This window comes from Cohnella faecalis, from assembly GCF_003570905.1.
In the GTDB taxonomy this organism is placed as follows: Bacteria; Bacillota; Bacilli; order Paenibacillales; family Paenibacillaceae; genus Cohnella; species Cohnella faecalis.
Map to the genome: position 1 here is coordinate 107,543 of NZ_QXJM01000037.1, position 17,471 is coordinate 125,013.

The window sequence follows — 17,471 nt, forward strand, 5'->3', positions numbered from 1 at the left end:
AAATGATGAGCGATAAGACGACAGCATTCCCAAGCTCTGATCAGCCGAATCCGGCAGCTCCCGCCAATCCAGCGGACGAAGCGCGGAAAGCCTCGGCAGCCGTCACGGATTCGATCGTACAGTTGGGTCAAACCTCGGTCCCGGCCAGCGAGTCGAACATTTTGTGTTTGACGATCATCGGACAGGTCGAAGGTCATCTAATGCTTCCGCCGCAGAACAAGACGACGAAGTACGAGCATTTGATCCCCCAGCTCGTCGCGGCCGAGCAAAACCCGAAAGTGGAAGGAGTTCTTATCGTTCTGAATACGGTCGGAGGGGACGTCGAAGCCGGACTTGCCATCGCGGAGATGATTTCTTCGCTGACCAAGCCCAAGGTCACCGTCGTGCTCGGAGGAGGACATTCCATCGGCGTTCCGATTGCGGTTTCGGCAGATTACACGTTCATAGCGGAGACGGCCACGATGACGATTCATCCGATCCGGATGAACGGGCTCGTCATCGGCGTTCCCCAAACGTTCGAATATTTGGATAAGATGCAGGAGAGAGTGACCCGCTTCGTTACTCGCCATTCCCACATTTCCGAAGCGACGTTCAAAGAGCTGATGTTCAAGACGGGAGAGCTCACTCGCGACATCGGTACGACCGTTATCGGAAGCGATGCGGTTCGTCACGGGTTGATCAATGCCGTAGGTGGTATCGGAGAGGCGCTTAAAGAATTGAATCGACGGATCGGAACTAAAAAATCGGAGGGGGGCAGTCCGTCATGAACCTTTATACTCCGATGCCTCTGGAGCTCGTGCTCGAAGGCTATGGCAACGAGCTGCCTCCGATGATGGAAATCGTGTTAGGAAGCATGCTCGTTCAGGTAACTCCCGTCGCTCCCGGCTTTGGGCGCATCGTTCGTCTCATTCACGCGCCGCTCGAAAGCTTTCTATTGCCGCAATTCGAGCCCGGGCGAATCATTGCCTACAGCGACCATCAGGCTTCGACCGTTTCCATGCAGAACGAAATGGACCAATCGCTGGGTTAACCGCGATTGTAGACTGGAGCGTCCCACTGATGGGCATCTGGGTGGAGTAATTGGAGAAAGAATGGTACGTCGTCCCACTGATGAGCATCTGGGCGGAGTAATTGGAGAAAGAATGGTACCTCGTCCCACTGATGAGCATCTGGGCGGAGTAATCGGAGAAAGAATGGTACGTCGTCCTACTGATGCGACGTCTGGGCGGAGTAATCGGAGAAAGAATGGTACGTCGTCCCACTGATGAGCGTCTGGGTGAGTAATCGGAGAAAGAATGGTACGTCGTCCCACTGATGAGCGTCTTGGCGGAGTAATCGGAGAAAGAATGGTACCTCGTCCCACTGATGAGCGTCTGGGCGGAGTAATTGGAGAAAGAATGGTACGTCGTCCCACTGATGAGCATCTGGGCGGAGTAATCGGAGAAAGAATGGTACGTCGTCCCACTGATGAGCATCTGGGCGGAGTAATCGGAGAAAGAATGGTACGTCGTCCCACTGATGAGCGTCTTGGCGGAGTAATCGGAGAAAGAATGGTACGTCGTCCCACTGATGAGCGTCTGGGCGGAGTAATCGGAGAAAGAAAGAATGGTACCTCGTCCCACTGATGAGCGTCTGGGCGGAGTAATTGGAGAAAGAATGGTACGTCGTCCCACTGATGAGCATCTGGGCGGAGTAATCGGAGAAAGAATGGTACCTCGTCCCACTGATGCGCGTCTTGGCGGCGCTGGCGCGCTCCCTGCCAACCTCCCGCAAACTGTGGTATAATGTTGAACCGGGAGGTGGCAATTTTGGCCAAGCGCAAGAAGAAAAAGGCTTCGTTCGCATCGAGCCTGAAGTTTGAAATATACGGCATTTTGCTCATTACCATCTCCGTTTTCGCATTTGCGGGAGAGGCTGCGGTCGGAAGATCGATCTCCAAATTGTTCGGTTATTTGTTGGGCAACCACTACTATATGCTAGCCCTCGCCGGCGCGTGGATCGGATTATACGCGATGATCAAGCGCGGATGGCCGAAAGGATGGACGTCCCGCCGCTCCGGCTTTTTGCTTGTGGCGCTCGCTTTTTCTTTATGGAGCGCGATGGCGCTCCTCGACAGTACGCTCGGAACTTTGGAAGCGTTAACGCCCTCATCGATCGTATCGCAAACAATGGCTCAGCTGAAGGAGCAGCTGTGGTCCGCCGAGCCGGCGACCGATGTGCCAATCATGAAAAAAAGCTTGGGAGGCGGCCTTGTCGGCGCGCTTCAATATTCGATTTTTTATTGGATGTTCGGTTATTACGGGGCTAAATTCGTCTTGGTCGTCGAATTCGCCATCGCGATTCTGCTCGTTACGGGACGATCTTACGTCGAAATGGGCCAAGCCGTTCGGATGTTCCTTCGCCGAATATTCCCGCTGATCTATGCCAAGCTGTCCTCTGGACGCCGGTTGCTCTCCGCGAAAGCGGTGCCGGTTCGGACCAAGGCTAAGCCCAAGCTTGCCGTGCAAGGAGCGCAAGCGCCCATTCCCGACGACGACGGGCTGGACGAGCCTCCGATGCAGACATCCTCGCGGAAGACGCCGCTGTTTTTTCAGCTGTTTCACGGTAAGCCGGAAAGAGAGGCGGAGTTGCCGCCAAGCGATGATTGGGAAGACGAGGATACTCCTGTATCGTTTCCGTCAAAAGCAAACGGACGAAAAAAAGCAGAGGAGCAATCGTCTGTCCTTGAGACCCCGTTCAACGATGTCGAAATTAAGGAAGGCACACCGTCCGACGAGCTCCATTCGGGTCCGCGATTTACCGACTTTGCGGAGAATACCGCTACAGCTCCATGGCTAAGCGGTGAAAACGACGATTTGAAACCGATTTACGCCGATATGACCCGGCCTCCGATCGAACCGCTGACGATGGCCGAGACGGTAGGTGAGCAGCTTGCGTTGGATTTGGAAACCGGAACCGGTCCGGAAGGAATGGCCGAACCGGCAGAGACGGATTCGCCCGCTCCCGCTGCGGAAGCTTCTTCCCCGGTCGCATCGACCATAACACCGAAGCCGGTTCGTCCGGCGCCGAAGCCCTACAAGCTCCCGCCGATGAACTTGCTCGATAAGCCCGCCGGCAACGGTAAATCCGGCAGCGCCAACGACTACATAGATACGGCTCGCAAGCTGGAAGCGACGCTCGAAAGCTTCGGGGTGAGGGCCAAGGTGCTTGACGTGGCTCGCGGGCCTGCCGTAACCCGTTACGAGCTTCAGCCCGACGTTGGGGTCAAGGTCAGCAGGATCGTCAGCTTAACCGACGACATCGCTCTGGCGCTTGCCGCCAAAGATATACGGATGGAGGCGCCGATTCCGGGCAAGTCTGCAATCGGGATCGAGGTGCCGAACAACGAAGTTAGCGTCGTTACGCTGCGCGAGGTTCTGGAGACGCAAGCGTTCCAGGAAGCGCAGGGACGGCTAACTATAGCCTTCGGTAGAGATATTTCCGGTCAACCGATCGTGGGCAATCTCGCGCGAATGCCCCATCTGCTCGTAGCCGGCGCTACCGGCTCCGGCAAATCGGTGTGCATTAACGGCATCATTACGAGTCTGCTTTATAAGGCGAAGCCTGATGAAGTGAAGTTTCTGATGATCGACCCTAAGATGGTCGAGCTGAACGTCTACAACGGTATTCCCCATTTGCTGGCGCCTGTCGTAACGGATCCGAAGCGGGCCTCCCTGGCATTGAAGAAAATCGTCGTGGAGATGGAGAAAAGGTACGAGAAGTTTTCCAAATCCGGCACGCGCAACATTGAAGGCTATAATGCGCTTATGTTGAGCGGCGACAACAAGGACGGAGTGCTGCCTTATATCGTTGTTATCGTAGACGAGCTTGCGGATTTGATGATGGTTGCCGCCGGCGATGTCGAGGACGCGATTTGCCGCCTAGCCCAGATGGCCAGGGCGGCGGGAATCCATCTGATTATCGCAACGCAGCGTCCGTCCGTCGACGTTATTACCGGCGTAATCAAGGCGAACATTCCAAGCCGGATTGCGTTCGGGGTATCGTCTCAGGTCGATTCGCGCACCATTCTCGACATGGTCGGCGCAGAGAAGCTTCTCGGACGTGGAGATATGCTCTTCCTGCCGATGGGCGCATCGAAGCCTATCCGGGTGCAAGGAGCTTTCTTGTCCGACGGAGAGGTCGAATCCGTGGTCGGCTATGCCCGCGGTCAAGCGGAAGCGGAGTACAACGAAGAGCTTGTGCCGGAAGTCGAAGAATCGGATGAGTCTGACGGCAACGAATTCGTGGACGAGCTGTTCGATCAAGCGGTGCAGATCATCTTGGAAGCGAAGCAAGCATCCGTATCGTTGCTTCAGAGAAGGATGCGCGTCGGCTACACGCGAGCAGCCCGTCTTATCGACTCGATGGAAGCGAAAGGCATCGTCGGCCCGTACGAGGGCAGCAAGCCCCGCGAGGTGCTTATGACGATGGAGCAGTATCAGCAGCGAATTCCTTCATAAATTCCGCGCCTGGCGCGCTCTCGGACCGTCTTCCGCATAGGAAGCACGGTCTGTTTTCTTGTTATGGGTATAAGAGGGTGCCAGGCTTCTCATACTAACTCGCGAACATCAAGAGAAAGGCGTGAGCTCCCGTGAGTTATCGTCTGGTCATTTTGACCATCTGTCTGGTTTTTGGCCTGCTAGGCCTGTACACGCTTCAGCATTCGGGCATTAGCCGCGAAACGTTCGGTACGACGACACTGAAGCAAGGCGCATCGGGGAAAGACATCTATGAACTGCAAGGGAGGCTGAAGCATCTCGGCTTTTACAGCGGCAAAGTTGACGGGGACTTCGGACCGACGACGCTGAACTCGGTCAAATGGTTCCAATGGAAATTCGGTATGAAGGCCGATGGAGTCGTCGGAGCGAAGACGAAGCTGAAGCTGTGGCAAGCATCGAAAAACTGGAAGCCGACGGCCGCGGAACTGCCCGGCGGCGCCGCTGCCGGTACTGGTGCCGCTGGAGGCGCTCCGCCTGCGAACGACAACAAGCTTCCGGCTGCGAACAAATTGGGCTTCTCGGAGAAAGAGCTGAAAATTATGGCGAACGCCGTCTATGGCGAATCGCGCGGAGAAGCTTACGAGGGCCAGGTTGCCGTAGCGGCGGTCATTCTGAATCGGGTGAAATCCTCGGAATTTCCGAACACGCCGACCGGAGTTATTTTTCAGCCGGGCGCCTTTACGGCGGTTGCGGACGGGCAGATTTACCTCGAACCGAACGAAAGCGCCAGAAAAGCGGTCAACGACGCGATTAACGGCTGGGATCCGAGCGATGGCTGTCTGTACTATTTTAATCCGGAGACAGCGACCTCGAAATGGATTTGGACGAGACCGCAGTACAAGAAAATCGGTAAACACATTTTCTGCCGGTAAAAGCAAACGTGCCGAAAAATTCGTTTTTCAAAATAGCTTTTCCAACATTTGCTTCCCCTTTGTCCGATCGGTTAGAATGGGGCTGAACGTAAAGCTGAATAACCGTCGGAATTGGAAAAAGCGATTTTATGCATAAAGGGGTTGCAGGAACATGACGGAACACTTCGAGCGCGGTGAACTCGGTCGGTTGCGCATTCACGTGCTTCCGACCAAACGTTTCAAAACATTCGCATGCGCTCTGTACGCCGGAATTCCGCTGACCGAATCCGGGGTGACGCCGACGGCGCTCACCCCGTTCGTGCTTCGGCGCGGCACGCGCAGTTATCCGGAGACGATCGCATTCCGGGAACGGCTGGACGATCTGTACGGGGCGGGCTTCGGCTTCGATATTTACAAGCGGGGCGACCATCAGATCGTGCAATTCAAGCTCGACATGATTAACGACCGGTTCGTGTCCTCGAACGAATCGCTGCTGAAGGAAGCTCTTGTGTTTCTCGGCGATGTGGTGACGGAGCCGGCAACGGAGGGCGATTCGTTCAGAGCCCGGTACGTGGAAGCGGAAAAGACGACCGTAACGAAGCGGATCGACGCCATCATCAATGACAAAATCCGCTATGCGGCCGAACGCTGCGTGGAGGAAATGTGCAAAGACGAACCTTATCGGCTACTATCGCTGGGACGGAAGGACGATTTGGCGGCTATAACTCCCGACTCTCTCTATGCATCTTATAAGCATTGGCTGAAGAACGCGTCGTTCGATCTCTACGTGTCAGGAGATACGAAGCTTGCGGAAGTAAAGGAAATCGCTGCGAAAGCTTTCAAGCTTCCGGAGGGAGAGCCGGCGATTTTCTCCAGAACGTCCGTCGTTCCCGCCAGAGCGGAGCCGCAGACGATCGTCGAGCGGCTCGACGTCGGTCAAGGCAAGCTGAATATGGGACTTCGCGTAGGCTCGACCTACGCCGATCCGAATTATGCGGCGCTGCTCGTCTATAACGGATTGCTCGGCGCGTTTCCGCATTCGAAGCTGTTCGTCAACGTCCGCGAGAAGGCGAGCTTGGCTTATTACGCATCTTCTCGCATAGACGGCCACAAAGGGATTATGACGATTCAATCCGGCATCGAGGTTCAAAACTTCGATCGGGCGGTAACGATCATCAAGGAGCAGCTTGCAGCCATGGAGAGAGGCGAATTCGCGGCAGAGGATTTGGCCCGGACGAAAGCGATGCTTGCTAATCAGCTGCGGGAAATTCAAGACTCGGCCTTCGAAAGAATCGGCTTCGATTATAACGCCGTGCTGTCGGGCATCGAGCGCACGAGCGACAGCTTTCGCGGGGAGATTGAAGCGGTGACGCCGGATCAGATTCGGGAAGCGGCCAAAGGCGTTAAGCTGGATACGATCTACTTCCTGCGCGACCGGAAGGAGGAGGGGCAACGATGACGATAGTCGAATATCCGGGCCTGGAAGAAAAGCTTTGGCACGAGAAGCTTCCGAATGGGCTGGACGTGTTCGTACTGCCGAAGCCCGGTTTTACGAAGACGTATGCGACGTTTACGACCCGCTACGGCTCTGTCGACAACCATTTCGTACCGCCTGGAGGCGAAGCGATCCGGGTGCCGGACGGAATCGCCCATTTTCTCGAGCACAAAATGTTCGAGGAGCCGGAGGGCGATATTTTTTCACAGTTCGCTCTGCAAGGGGCTTCGGCTAACGCCTATACGAGCTTCGACCGTACGGTGTACTTGTTCTCGGCTACCGAGCAGGTGCCGGCCAACCTGAACACTCTCCTTCATTTCGTGCAAAATCCGTATTTTACGGACGAGAACGTCGATAAGGAAAAAGGGATTATCGTACAGGAAATCGATATGTACAAGGACAATCCGGATTGGCGAGTGTATTTCGGTTTGATCGAAGCGCTGTACAGCAGGCATCCCGTCCATATCGACATCGCCGGGACGGCAGACTCGGTTCGTTCCATTACGAAGGAAATGCTGTACGATTGCTACCATACCTTCTATCATCCGTCCAACATGACGCTGTTCGTCGTGGGCGGAGTCGATCCGGAAGCGACTTTGAAGCAGGTGCGTGAAGACCAGGCTGCCAAGTCGTTCAGGCCGGGCGGCGAAATCGGACGATTATTCGAGGAAGAGCCGCTTGCGGTAAGGGAGCCGATCCGGGTGCTTCATCTTCCCGTTTCGCTGCCCAAATGCATGTTCGGTTATAAGGAAGCGCCGGGGGAAGCCGTCGGAGAAAGCGCTATTCGACGCGAACTGGTAAGCAAGCTTATGCTGGATGCTGCGTTGGGAGCGAGCACGCCGCTGTACCAGCAATTGTACGACGATAATTTGATTTCCGACGGCTTCGGTCATGAATTCAACACCGGTTCGGGCTACTCTTTCTCGGTAATCGGCGGAGAAACCCGCGATCCCGAAGAGCTGGTTAGACGCGTTACCGATGCGCTTGAGAAGGCGGCAGAGGACGGGATCGATCAAGCGGTATTCGAAAGAACGCGCCGCAAGAAGATCGGCGGATTCCTCCGCATGATGAACAGCCCGGAGTCGATCGCGAGCGAATTTACCCGCTATCGCCACAAAGGCGGCGATTTGTTCAAGCTGGTCGCGTTATATGAGAGCATTACGCTTGAAGAGGCGAATGTGCGCTTGCGCGAGCACGTATCGGCCGATCGGCTGGCCGTCTCGATCGTACGAAGCGAGGGCGATCCGGCTTGAGCCGTGTCGCGCTCGTAACGGGCGCGTCCCGGGGAATTGGAGCGGCGATCTCGATAGCGCTGGCGAAGGACGGAGCCGACGTCGTCGTTCAATATCGGTCATCTCCGGAAGAAGCGATGCGCGTGGCGGCTGACATCGAATCGCTCGGGCGCCGCTCTCTCGCTATATATGCGGATTTGCGCTCGTCTTCTTCGACGGCGGCTCTCAAGTCGGAGCTGGACGAAGCGGGCTGGCATCCGGACATCGTCGTTCATTGCGCCGGAGTCGCTCATTACGGCTTGTTCGAGGATACCGGGGAGCAGGAATGGGACGATTTGCTGAGCCTGCATCTAAAGGCGGCATATCGGCTGGCCAAATTGTTCGCTCCCGAGATGGCTTGGCGCCGATGGGGAAGAATTATTCATTTGTCCAGCGTGTGGGGAAGCGTCGGCGCTGCGGGAGAAGCTGCATATTCCGCGGCGAAGGGCGGCCTGGACGCCTTCACGAAGTCGCTGGCGAAGGAGCTTGCCTCTTCCGGCGTGACGGTGAACGCCATCGCTCCCGGAGCTGTCGATACGGATATGCTGGCTTCCCTGAGCGCGGAGGAGAAAGCGGAGCTTGCGCGGGACATCCCTCTCGGAAGGCTCGGCCGACCGGACGAAATCGCCGAATTGGCGAGGTTCGTCGCTTCCGATTCCGCCGCTTACATAACCGGACAAGTGATCCGGGTGGACGGCGGTTGGCAGCTTTAACCTCATTTGCATCGGCGGTCGAATCGCATAACGCGGCTCTTTAACGGACATATTACGTGTGTAGCAATCATCCCAACACCGTTAAGGAGGCTGCTCAATGTCGACCGTTCTTGGAAATTTCGACACGTGGAAAAAGTTTTTGGGCGATCGCGTGGAGGCTGCGAAGAAGCTGGGAATCGGAGAAGATGCGATTGCGAAGCTCGCTTATGAAATCGGTGAATTTCTCGATCAGAAGGTCGATCCGAAAAACGACGAGCAACGCATTCTGAAAGAGCTTTGGGATATCGGCGACGAGTCGGAGCGCAAGACGATGGCGCGTCTCATGGTCAAGCTTGCCGATCACTCTTCTTGACGGAATGGAAAAGGATAGAAGCGGAAAGCCTCCTATGGGAGGCTTTCTGTCCATCTTGTGCGTCTAGGTCTTTTGTATCAATTCATTTCGATTTGTCAGCAGGAGATTGGAGCGCCTTGTAGAATAAAGTAGAATGATTAATACAAACGATTTTCTTCCTTCTGAAATAAAATAGAGGCTGACAAAGCTGCGGAATTGCGATGAGGTGCGTTATGGAACAGCCAAAACAGGAACAACCGAAACAGTGGTATATGGAATATAGGATTTCGAAAAACCGTCCCGGACTTCTAGGGGATATCGCTTCCTTGCTCGGGATGCTGAACGTGAACATTTTGACCATTAACGGGGTTGAGGACCGCGCTCGCGGAATGCTGCTCCAGACGAACGACGACGAGAAAATCGAGCTGCTCGGCAAGATGCTGCAAAAAGTCGACAACATTACGGTCAGCAAGCTGCGCCCCACCCGATTAACCGATATTTTGGCCGTCCGCCATGGCCGGTACATCGAGAGGGATTCCGACGACAAGAAGACGTTCCGATTCACGAGGGACGAACTGGGCCTTCTGGTCGATTTCCTTGGAGAAATCTTCAAGCGCGAAGGCAATCAAACGATCGGACTCCGTGGGATGCCGCGCGTCGGCAAGACGGAATCGATCATCGCGGGAAGCGTATGCGCGAACAAGAGATGGGCGTTCGTATCTTCTACCTTGCTGCGGCAGACAGTCAGAAGCATGCTGTCCGAGGAAGAGATGAATCCGAACAACGTGTTCATTATCGACGGAATCGTCAGCACGATCCGCTCCAACGAGAAGCACCATCAGCTGTTGCAGGATATTATGACCATGCCGTCTACGAAAGTAATCGAGCATCCCGACATATTCGTTCGAGAATCCGGATTTGACTATGATGTGTTCGATTGCATCGTCGAACTGCGCAACTCCCCCGATGAAGAAATTACATACGAGAATTTTACGACAGCAGGCTTGGGCGACGAATTTTAATGTTGCAAAGCACTTAGGAGGTGAACATGATGTCCGATTTGGGTGCGTTGCTGCGCAAGGCGCGGGAGCAGCGCGGCTACTCGCTTGAAGACGTTCAGGACGCCACAAAAATCCGCAAGCGTTACCTGGAAGCAATCGAGTCGGGCGATTACAAGGTGCTCCCCGGTTCTTTCTATGTCCGGGCGTTCGTCAAAACGTACGCGGAAACCGTCGGTCTGGACGCCGAAGAAGTTCTTCGCCTTTATCATAAAGAATTGCCGCAGCCGCCTAGTACGGAGACAGCGACGGCGGAGCCGATCCGGATGAGGCCGAAGCGACGCAGCGTCCAGCATAACGACAGATGGGGCAAAGCGGCGGTTACGCTGCTTATGTGGCTTTTTCCGATATTGATTGCCGTCGTTATCTATGTGTATTTCTATCAGAACAAAGAGCCGAACACGGACGAGCGGGATCCTGGCAAAATAACGGAAGAAACGGGGTCGCCGACGCCTTCTCCGTCCGCATCCGTAACCGTTACGCCGCCTCCTACCGTTTCGGCCGCTCCTACGCCAAGTACGACCCCGGTCACGCTTACATTAACCAAGACGTCGAAGAGCATCAAATATTACGACGTGGCGAACGCCGAGGGCGCTAAGCTGGTAATCGACGTGACGGCCGAATGCTGGGTTCAAGTGAGCAAAAAAAGCGTAAGCGGCGAGAAGCTTCTGTACGAGACAATAAAGAAGCCCCAAACGTTAAGCTACGACTTGACGGAGCCTCTGTACGTCAGCATAGGAAGATCAAGCAACGCCGCGATCACGATCGGCGGGACAGCCGTCGACGACGGAGACAAGCCGACCGTTTCGAGCAAATTCCTGTTCACTCCGGCTGCTGCGACCCCCCAATAAAGCGGCGGCGGTATGAACAAAGCCTTTTCCGGGAATCCTTTTACTCGAATACACATCAGGCCTAACCGGAGGTCACCATATGGCTGCAAGCTGGATTGTGGCCGGGCTCGGAATAGTCATCAGTCTGTTCGGCTGGTACGTCACGCCCGGTTCTTGGGGATATGGCATTATGGGCTTCGGAATCGCGTTTATTTTGCTCGGCATTCTCGATATGTTCAGGGCACCGATTCATGCTCGCTGACAAGCGTCGTTTCAATCGTACAAGGGGGCAGGCCTTCGGGCTGGCCTCTTTCTTGTTTGCGCCGCCTTGTCGGTAACCGCGGGTCGCGTGTTATAATAAGGAAAAAGACCGGAAGCGGATTCGCTTCCGCCGGCAATGAAGGGGAGAATCGTTATGGCATCCGAATATTCGTTCGACATCGTATCCAAAGTGGATATGCAGGAAGTTAACAATGCGGTAACTCAAGCTTTGAAGGAAATCGAAACGCGCTTCGATTTTAAGGGCAGCAAAAGCGACATCAAGCTGGAGAACGAAGCGCTCGTCGTCGCTTCCGACGATGAATACAAGCTCAAGAACGTCATCGATATTTTGCAATCCAAGCTCGTAAAGCGCGGCGTTCCGATTCGAAATATGGACTACGGCAAGATCGAACCCGCGTCCGGAGCTACCGTCCGCCAGACCATTAAGCTGAAGCAGGGCGTCGAACAGGATATCGCCAAGAAAATCAACATCCTGATCCGGGATTCCAAGTCCAAGGTCAAAAGTCAAATCCAGGGCGATCAGATTCGGGTCACCGGCAAGAGCAAGGACGATCTGCAAGCGATCATGAATCTGCTCAGAGGAGCGGATTTGCCGCTCGAATTGCAGTTTGTAAACTATCGATAATAGGGCGATCCGCCGTCTTTGCGTCGTTTTGACAGGCGGCAGCGATGCGTTTATACTGTTGGGGATAAAATAGATCGGACGAACGTTTGGGGGAAGTCATCAGATGCCAGAGAAAGTCAGCGTCGTCACGCTTGGCTGCGAGAAGAACCTGGTCGATTCGGAAATCATGTCGGGTCTGATCCATCAACGGGGCTTTTCCCTGGTGCAAAAACCGGAGGAAGCGACCGTTGTGATTGTCAATACGTGCGGTTTCATCGACGCAGCCAAGGAAGAGTCGGTCAATACGATTCTAAGCTTGGCAGAGCTGAAGGAAACGTCGCGATTGAAGGCGCTCATCGTGTCGGGCTGCTTGACGCAGCGATACAAGCAGGAGCTTATGACGGAGATGCCGGAAATCGACGGCATTGTCGGAACGGGCGACTTTCATCGGATCAACGACATTATCGACGAAGCGCTTGGCGGCCGAAAGCCCGTATATGTAGGGAATCCTGTATTTACATACGAAGAGAATATGCCGCGTCTGCTTTCGACTCCTAGCCATACCGCGTACGTGAAGATCGCGGAGGGCTGCGACAACGCCTGCACGTTCTGCAGCATTCCTATCATGCGCGGGAAGTTCCGGAGCCGATCGGTCGAATCAATCGTGTCGGAGGTAAAAAGCCTTGCGGCGCAAGGAGTTAAGGAAGTGAGCTTGATCGCTCAGGATTCTACCAATTACGGTACGGATCTGTATGACGGCTTCAAGCTTCCCGAGCTCTTGAACAAGGTGAGCGAAGTGGAAGGCATCGCATGGGTGCGGCTTCATTACGCTTATCCCGGCTTTTTCACGGACGAGCTGATCGAGACGATTGCGACGAATCCGAAAATTTGCAAATACATCGATATGCCGCTTCAGCATAGCGAAGACTCGATTTTGAAGCGGATGAGACGCCCGGGACGTCAGCGGGACATTCGGGAGCTTATAGCTAAAATTCGCGCGCGCATCCCTGACGTCGCTATTCGGACTTCGATGATTGTCGGATTCCCCGGCGAGACGGAAGAGGATTTCAACAGCTTGTGCGAATTCGTCCGAGAGCTGAAATTCGATCGTCTAGGCGTGTTTGCTTATTCGCAAGAAGAAGATACTCCGGCGAATAGGCTTCCTAAACAACTGTCCGACGAAGTGAAGCAGACGCGGGCGATCGCGCTGATGGAAATTCAACGCGAGGTCGCCAAAGAGAATGCGGCGAAGTACGTCGGACGGACGATCGAAGTGCTCGTCGAACGCTATGACGGCCGCAGCGACGTCTATGTCGGACGCAGCCAGTTCGACGCTCCCGAGGTCGATGGAGAAGTGTATATTACGGGCTGCAGCACGGAGATCGGCGAAATCCGCCGCGTCCGGATCACACATGCCTATGAATATGACTTGTCCGGGGAGGGAATCGCATGAATTTAGCTAATAAAATTACGCTCGTACGCATATTTCTCGTTCCGATCATGACCATTTTCCTGCTCGTCAAGCTGGATTTGGGCATTCTAACGATCGGGAACTACTCGATCACTTATAATCAGCTGTGTGCGCTGCTCCTGTTTATTATCGCGGCCAGCACGGACGGTCTGGACGGGTATATCGCCCGCAAACGCAAAATCGTTACGAATCTCGGCAAGCTGCTGGATCCGTTGGCGGACAAGCTGCTTCTCGCTGCGGTTCTGATCGCGCTGGTGGAGATGGATAAGCTCGACGCTTGGGTTACTATCATTATTATCAGCAGGGAGTTTGCCATTACGGGACTGAGGCAGGTCGCGCTTCTGGAAGGGGCAGTTCTGGCCGCGAGCAAATGGGGCAAATGGAAGACGGCCATTCAAATCGCGATGGTCATCGTGCTGCTGCTCAACAACTTCCCGTTCAATTTCCTGAACTGGCGGGTCGACTTGATCGCGGTATGGGCTTCCGTTCTCATTACGGCTTACTCCGGCATCGACTATTTCGTGAAAAACAAAAACCTGATTCCGATTTCCGACGCTCAGCAAAGCAAATAGTCGGACGGACCGCTAAGAGGTGCGATTGTACAGATGAGAGCCGAAATCGTGGCGGTAGGCACGGAGCTGCTCCTCGGTCAAATCGTAAACACAAACGCCCAGTTTCTGTCGAGAGCATTGGCAGAGCTGGGCATTGATGTTTATTACCAGACCGTTGTGGGCGACAACAAGGATCGGATCAAGCAGGCGATCGAGATCGCGCGTGACCGCGCTGATCTGATCGTATTCACGGGAGGACTCGGTCCGACCCTCGACGATTTGACTCGCGACGCGCTCGCGGAATATTTGGGGCGCGGAATCGTCCTTCATCAGCCGACGATGGACAAGATCGAAGAGATGTTCTCCTCTCGCGGGGTTGCCTTCGTCGAAAGCAACCGGCGGCAAGCGCTGCTCGTGGATGGGGCGTCGCCTCTTCGCAACGACACGGGGCTGGCGGTCGGCAACGCTCTTGCCGTGGAGGGAACTCATTATTTGCTGCTGCCGGGCCCGCCGAGGGAAATGAAGCCGATGTTCACGAACGACGGCTCGGCGTGGCTGCGCGAGCGGCTCGGCGCCAGCTTCGCTCTGCACTCCGTCATGCTGAAGTTCGCCGGGATCGGCGAATCGGCGCTGGAGGATTTGCTAATCGATCTTATTCGGGAACAGGCCGACCCGACGATTGCTCCGTATGCCAAAGAAGGCGAGGTCGCCGTCAGAGTGTCCACGAAAGCGTCCGATCCCGAGGATGCGGCCAGAAAGCTCGAAGGAACGCTGACGGAAATACGAAGGAGAACGGCGGATTATTTGTACGCGGAAGACGACGTCGGAATAGAGGCGGCCGTGCTGCGCCTGCTGACGGGCCTGCGGGGCACTCTCTCGCTGGCGGAGAGCTGTACCGGGGGAATGATCGCCGGGATGCTCACGACGGTGCCTGGAAGCGCGGACGCGTTCGTTGGCGGCGTCGTCAGCTACAGCAACGGCGTCAAACGCAAGCAGCTGGGTGTTCCAGAAGGGCTGCTGGAAGGCGAGGGGGCGCCGGGAGCGATCTCGGCGGAAACCGCGGCTGCGATGGCGGAAGGGGTTCTTGCCGCCATGGACACGGTTTATGCGGTGTCCGTGACGGGAGTGGCGGGCCCGGGCTCGTCGGAAGGAAAGCCTGTCGGGCTTGTTTATATCGGCGTAGCCGAGCGAGGGGCGGATACTCGGGTGGAGAAGCTGCAGCTGTCGGGAGATCGCGAAGGCATCCGATTGAGAGCGTCCAAGAGGGCTTTATATTTGTTATGGCAAGTTCTTACCGGTCGGAAATAAGGCTGAATGCTGGAATATGCGACAATATTTATGCATTTTCGCAAAAAAGCTTGTCACATTTCCCGCCATATGATAAGGTTTGTTATGAAAGTTGCGGAAGAACCGTAGCGAAGATTACTTTGCTGCGGTTCTTTTTTCGGAATAAAAACGAACAAATGTTCCTAAAATGCTTGGCAACGATGTATAACAATGGTATGATCAAACTATAAAACAGATAAGGATGTGGGTGTGTTGTCCGATCGTCGCGCCGCATTAGAAATGGCATTGCGCCAGATTGAGAAGCAATTCGGCAAGGGCTCCGTAATGAAACTGGGCGAGAACGCCCAAATGAAAGTCGAAACGTATTCCAGCGGATCGCTGGCTTTGGATATCGCGCTCGGAATCGGCGGATTTCCTCGCGGACGGATTATCGAAGTATACGGACCGGAATCGTCCGGTAAGACAACGGTCGCGCTTCACGCGATCGCGGAAGTACAGCGCTCCGGCGGTCAAGCGGCATTCATCGACGCGGAGCACGCGCTCGATCCGCTCTATGCAAGCAAGCTGGGCGTCAACATCGACGAGCTTCTGCTGTCTCAGCCGGACACCGGCGAGCAAGCGCTCGAAATCGCGGAAGCGCTCGTTCGCAGCGGCGCAGTCGACATTATCGTCGTCGACTCCGTAGCGGCTCTCGTGCCGAAAGCCGAAATCGAAGGCGACATGGGCGATTCGTTCGTCGGCCTGCAGGCCCGTCTCATGTCCCAGGCGATGCGGAAGCTGTCCGGCGCCATCAGCAAGTCGAAGTCGATCGCCATCTTCATCAACCAGCTCCGGGAAAAGGTCGGCGTCATGTTCGGCAATCCGGAGACGACGCCGGGCGGTCGCGCGTTGAAGTTCTACGCCAGCGTACGTCTCGACGTTCGCCGGATCGAGTCGATCAAGCAAGGGAACGACGTCATCGGCAACCGGACGCGGATCAAGGTCGTGAAGAACAAAGTCGCTCCTCCTTTCAAGCAGGCAGAAGTGGACATCATGTACGGCGAAGGAATTTCCAAGGAAGGCAGCATTGTCGATATCGGAGTGGAGCTCGATATCGTTCAGAAGAGCGGCGCCTGGTTCTCTTACAGCGGCGAACGTCTCGGCCAAGGCCGGGAAAACGCGAAGCAAACGCTTAAGGACAACAAGGAGCTTTCTTGGGAAATCGAGAAGCAAATTCGCGACGCAAGCCTGTCTTCCGCGGCTGTCGCTTCGCCAGGAGCCCTCTCCGAAGACGAAGAGGAAGATAGCGAGTTCGGATCCGACGAATAAGAAGCACATTGACGATAGCGGCAGATTGTTGCCGCTATTTGTTTTTACTTGGGGAGGGAAATAAGATGCTTCAGCCGATGAGAGAAATTGAAGTCATCGGAGCGGAGGTGTTGTCGCTGGAAGCTCATCCGAAGCGGCCGGGTATGTATCGGATCGCTTTGCGGCTGGAAAAGCCGGCTCAATCGGACGAGGCCGAATATGGGACGGACGCAGAGGTCACGACAGGCTCCTCAGCCGCCGAGCTTGAGACTTTCGTAACAGTGCACGAGGATACGCTGATCGGTTGGCGGCTGCTGAAGGGGCGTCGATTGACAGGCGAAGAGTGGACCGAGCTAAAGCGCGAGGAAGAGAAGGAAGAGGCGTATCGATCGGCGCTAGGTTTTCTTGAGCGCAAAGCGCGCTCATCCAAAGAGCTTGCGCTCGCGCTGAAGCGCAAAGGGTTCGAGCCAACCGTTATCGATGGCTGTATAGAACGGCTTCATTCCAGGAGAATGCTTGACGATACCGCGTTCGCCAAGAGATTTGCGGAGCAGCGTGCGGTATCCCAGCGCAAGGGCAGGCGGCTTATTCGTCAAGAGCTCATCCAGAGGGGAATCGGCAAGGCGGACGCGGATGAAGCGGTGGGCGAGTTGAGCGGCGAAGTCGAGCGGCAATCCGCCATCGAGCTTGCTCACAAACGTTGGCCGCTGACGAAGGGAGACTACCGGAACAGGAAGCATAAGCTGATCGCTTTTTTGCTAAGGAGAGGCTATCCGATGGGCGTCGTCAGGCAAGCGGTCGACGAAGCCGCCTTGCGCGACGAAGAGTCTGGCCGGGATGACGATGAAGTCGACGCGGACGACATGGGGATCGAGAGTTGGGAGTAACGCAGGCAGAAAAAA

Annotated in this window: 17 protein-coding genes; all 17 read left to right on the forward strand. The window is 55.3% G+C overall.

The genetic code is table 11. The annotated features are described in order from the left end of the window. The first annotated feature begins 2 nt into the window (after positions 1–2). The 17 genes from D3H35_RS11710 to D3H35_RS11790 all read left to right on the forward strand — a co-directional run bounded on the left by D3H35_RS11710 (position 3) and on the right by D3H35_RS11790 (position 17,456). On the forward strand, positions 3–767 hold the full coding sequence (locus D3H35_RS11710) for a ClpP family protease (protein ID WP_119149496.1): 765 nt from the start codon (positions 3–5) through the stop codon (positions 765–767). Next, entirely contained in the window at positions 764–1,030 is a 267-nt protein-coding gene (locus D3H35_RS11715) for a YlzJ-like family protein (protein WP_119149498.1), read from the forward strand. The genes D3H35_RS11710 and D3H35_RS11715 overlap by 4 nt, the downstream gene beginning before the upstream one ends. Before the next feature lie 754 nt (positions 1,031–1,784). Next, positions 1,785–4,499, forward strand: coding sequence for an FtsK/SpoIIIE family DNA translocase (locus tag D3H35_RS11725; protein ID WP_199728508.1), 2,715 nt, complete (start codon positions 1,785–1,787; stop codon positions 4,497–4,499). Between the two features lie 131 nt (positions 4,500–4,630). Next, positions 4,631–5,410: a spore cortex-lytic enzyme gene (gene sleB, locus D3H35_RS11730; protein WP_119149504.1), complete on the forward strand. Its 780-nt coding sequence runs from the start codon at positions 4,631–4,633 to the stop codon at positions 5,408–5,410. Between the two features lie 151 nt (positions 5,411–5,561). Beyond that, positions 5,562–6,848: an EF-P 5-aminopentanol modification-associated protein YfmF gene (gene yfmF, locus D3H35_RS11735; protein ID WP_119149505.1), complete on the forward strand. Its 1,287-nt coding sequence runs from the start codon at positions 5,562–5,564 to the stop codon at positions 6,846–6,848. Continuing rightward, a complete protein-coding gene (yfmH, locus tag D3H35_RS11740; protein ID WP_119149507.1) occupies positions 6,845–8,137 on the forward strand; it encodes an EF-P 5-aminopentanol modification-associated protein YfmH in 1,293 nt (430 codons plus the stop codon). The genes yfmF and yfmH overlap by 4 nt, the downstream gene beginning before the upstream one ends. After that, positions 8,134–8,868, forward strand: a complete 735-nt coding sequence (gene ymfI / locus D3H35_RS11745; protein ID WP_119149509.1) for an elongation factor P 5-aminopentanone reductase — start codon at positions 8,134–8,136, stop codon at positions 8,866–8,868. The genes yfmH and ymfI overlap by 4 nt, the downstream gene beginning before the upstream one ends. Before the next feature lie 97 nt (positions 8,869–8,965). Beyond that, positions 8,966–9,220: a DUF3243 domain-containing protein gene (locus D3H35_RS11750; protein WP_119149511.1), complete on the forward strand. Its 255-nt coding sequence runs from the start codon at positions 8,966–8,968 to the stop codon at positions 9,218–9,220. Between the two features lie 212 nt (positions 9,221–9,432). After that, complete coding sequence (locus tag D3H35_RS11755) at positions 9,433–10,221, forward strand: YmfK family protein (protein ID WP_119149513.1); 789 nt, start codon at positions 9,433–9,435, stop codon at positions 10,219–10,221. Positions 10,222–10,247: 26 nt separating this feature from the next. Continuing rightward, a complete protein-coding gene (locus tag D3H35_RS30745; RefSeq protein ID WP_158594075.1) occupies positions 10,248–11,108 on the forward strand; it encodes a RodZ domain-containing protein in 861 nt (286 codons plus the stop codon). A gap of 79 nt (positions 11,109–11,187) precedes the next feature. Next, positions 11,188–11,349 carry a DUF4175 domain-containing protein gene (locus D3H35_RS31325; RefSeq protein ID WP_147355819.1) on the forward strand — a complete coding sequence of 54 codons (162 nt, stop codon included), beginning with the start codon at positions 11,188–11,190 and terminating at the stop codon, positions 11,347–11,349. A gap of 153 nt (positions 11,350–11,502) precedes the next feature. Next, positions 11,503–11,994: a YajQ family cyclic di-GMP-binding protein gene (locus D3H35_RS11765; RefSeq protein WP_119149514.1), complete on the forward strand. Its 492-nt coding sequence runs from the start codon at positions 11,503–11,505 to the stop codon at positions 11,992–11,994. A 103-nt stretch (positions 11,995–12,097) separates the two neighbouring features. Further along, positions 12,098–13,426: a 30S ribosomal protein S12 methylthiotransferase RimO gene (gene rimO, locus D3H35_RS11770; protein ID WP_119149516.1), complete on the forward strand. Its 1,329-nt coding sequence runs from the start codon at positions 12,098–12,100 to the stop codon at positions 13,424–13,426. After that, positions 13,423–14,016 (forward strand): CDP-diacylglycerol--glycerol-3-phosphate 3-phosphatidyltransferase, encoded by a 594-nt coding sequence (pgsA, locus tag D3H35_RS11775; protein WP_119149518.1) that lies wholly within the window; start codon positions 13,423–13,425, stop codon positions 14,014–14,016. The genes rimO and pgsA overlap by 4 nt, the downstream gene beginning before the upstream one ends. Positions 14,017–14,049: 33 nt before the next feature. Further along, entirely contained in the window at positions 14,050–15,303 is a 1,254-nt protein-coding gene (locus D3H35_RS11780) for a competence/damage-inducible protein A (protein ID WP_119149524.1), read from the forward strand. A 231-nt stretch (positions 15,304–15,534) separates the two neighbouring features. Next, complete coding sequence (recA, locus tag D3H35_RS11785) at positions 15,535–16,590, forward strand: recombinase RecA (RefSeq protein WP_119149722.1); 1,056 nt, start codon at positions 15,535–15,537, stop codon at positions 16,588–16,590. Positions 16,591–16,655: 65 nt separating this feature from the next. After that, positions 16,656–17,456, forward strand: a complete 801-nt coding sequence (locus tag D3H35_RS11790; RefSeq protein ID WP_119149526.1) for a regulatory protein RecX — start codon at positions 16,656–16,658, stop codon at positions 17,454–17,456. Positions 17,457–17,471 lie beyond the last annotated feature (15 nt).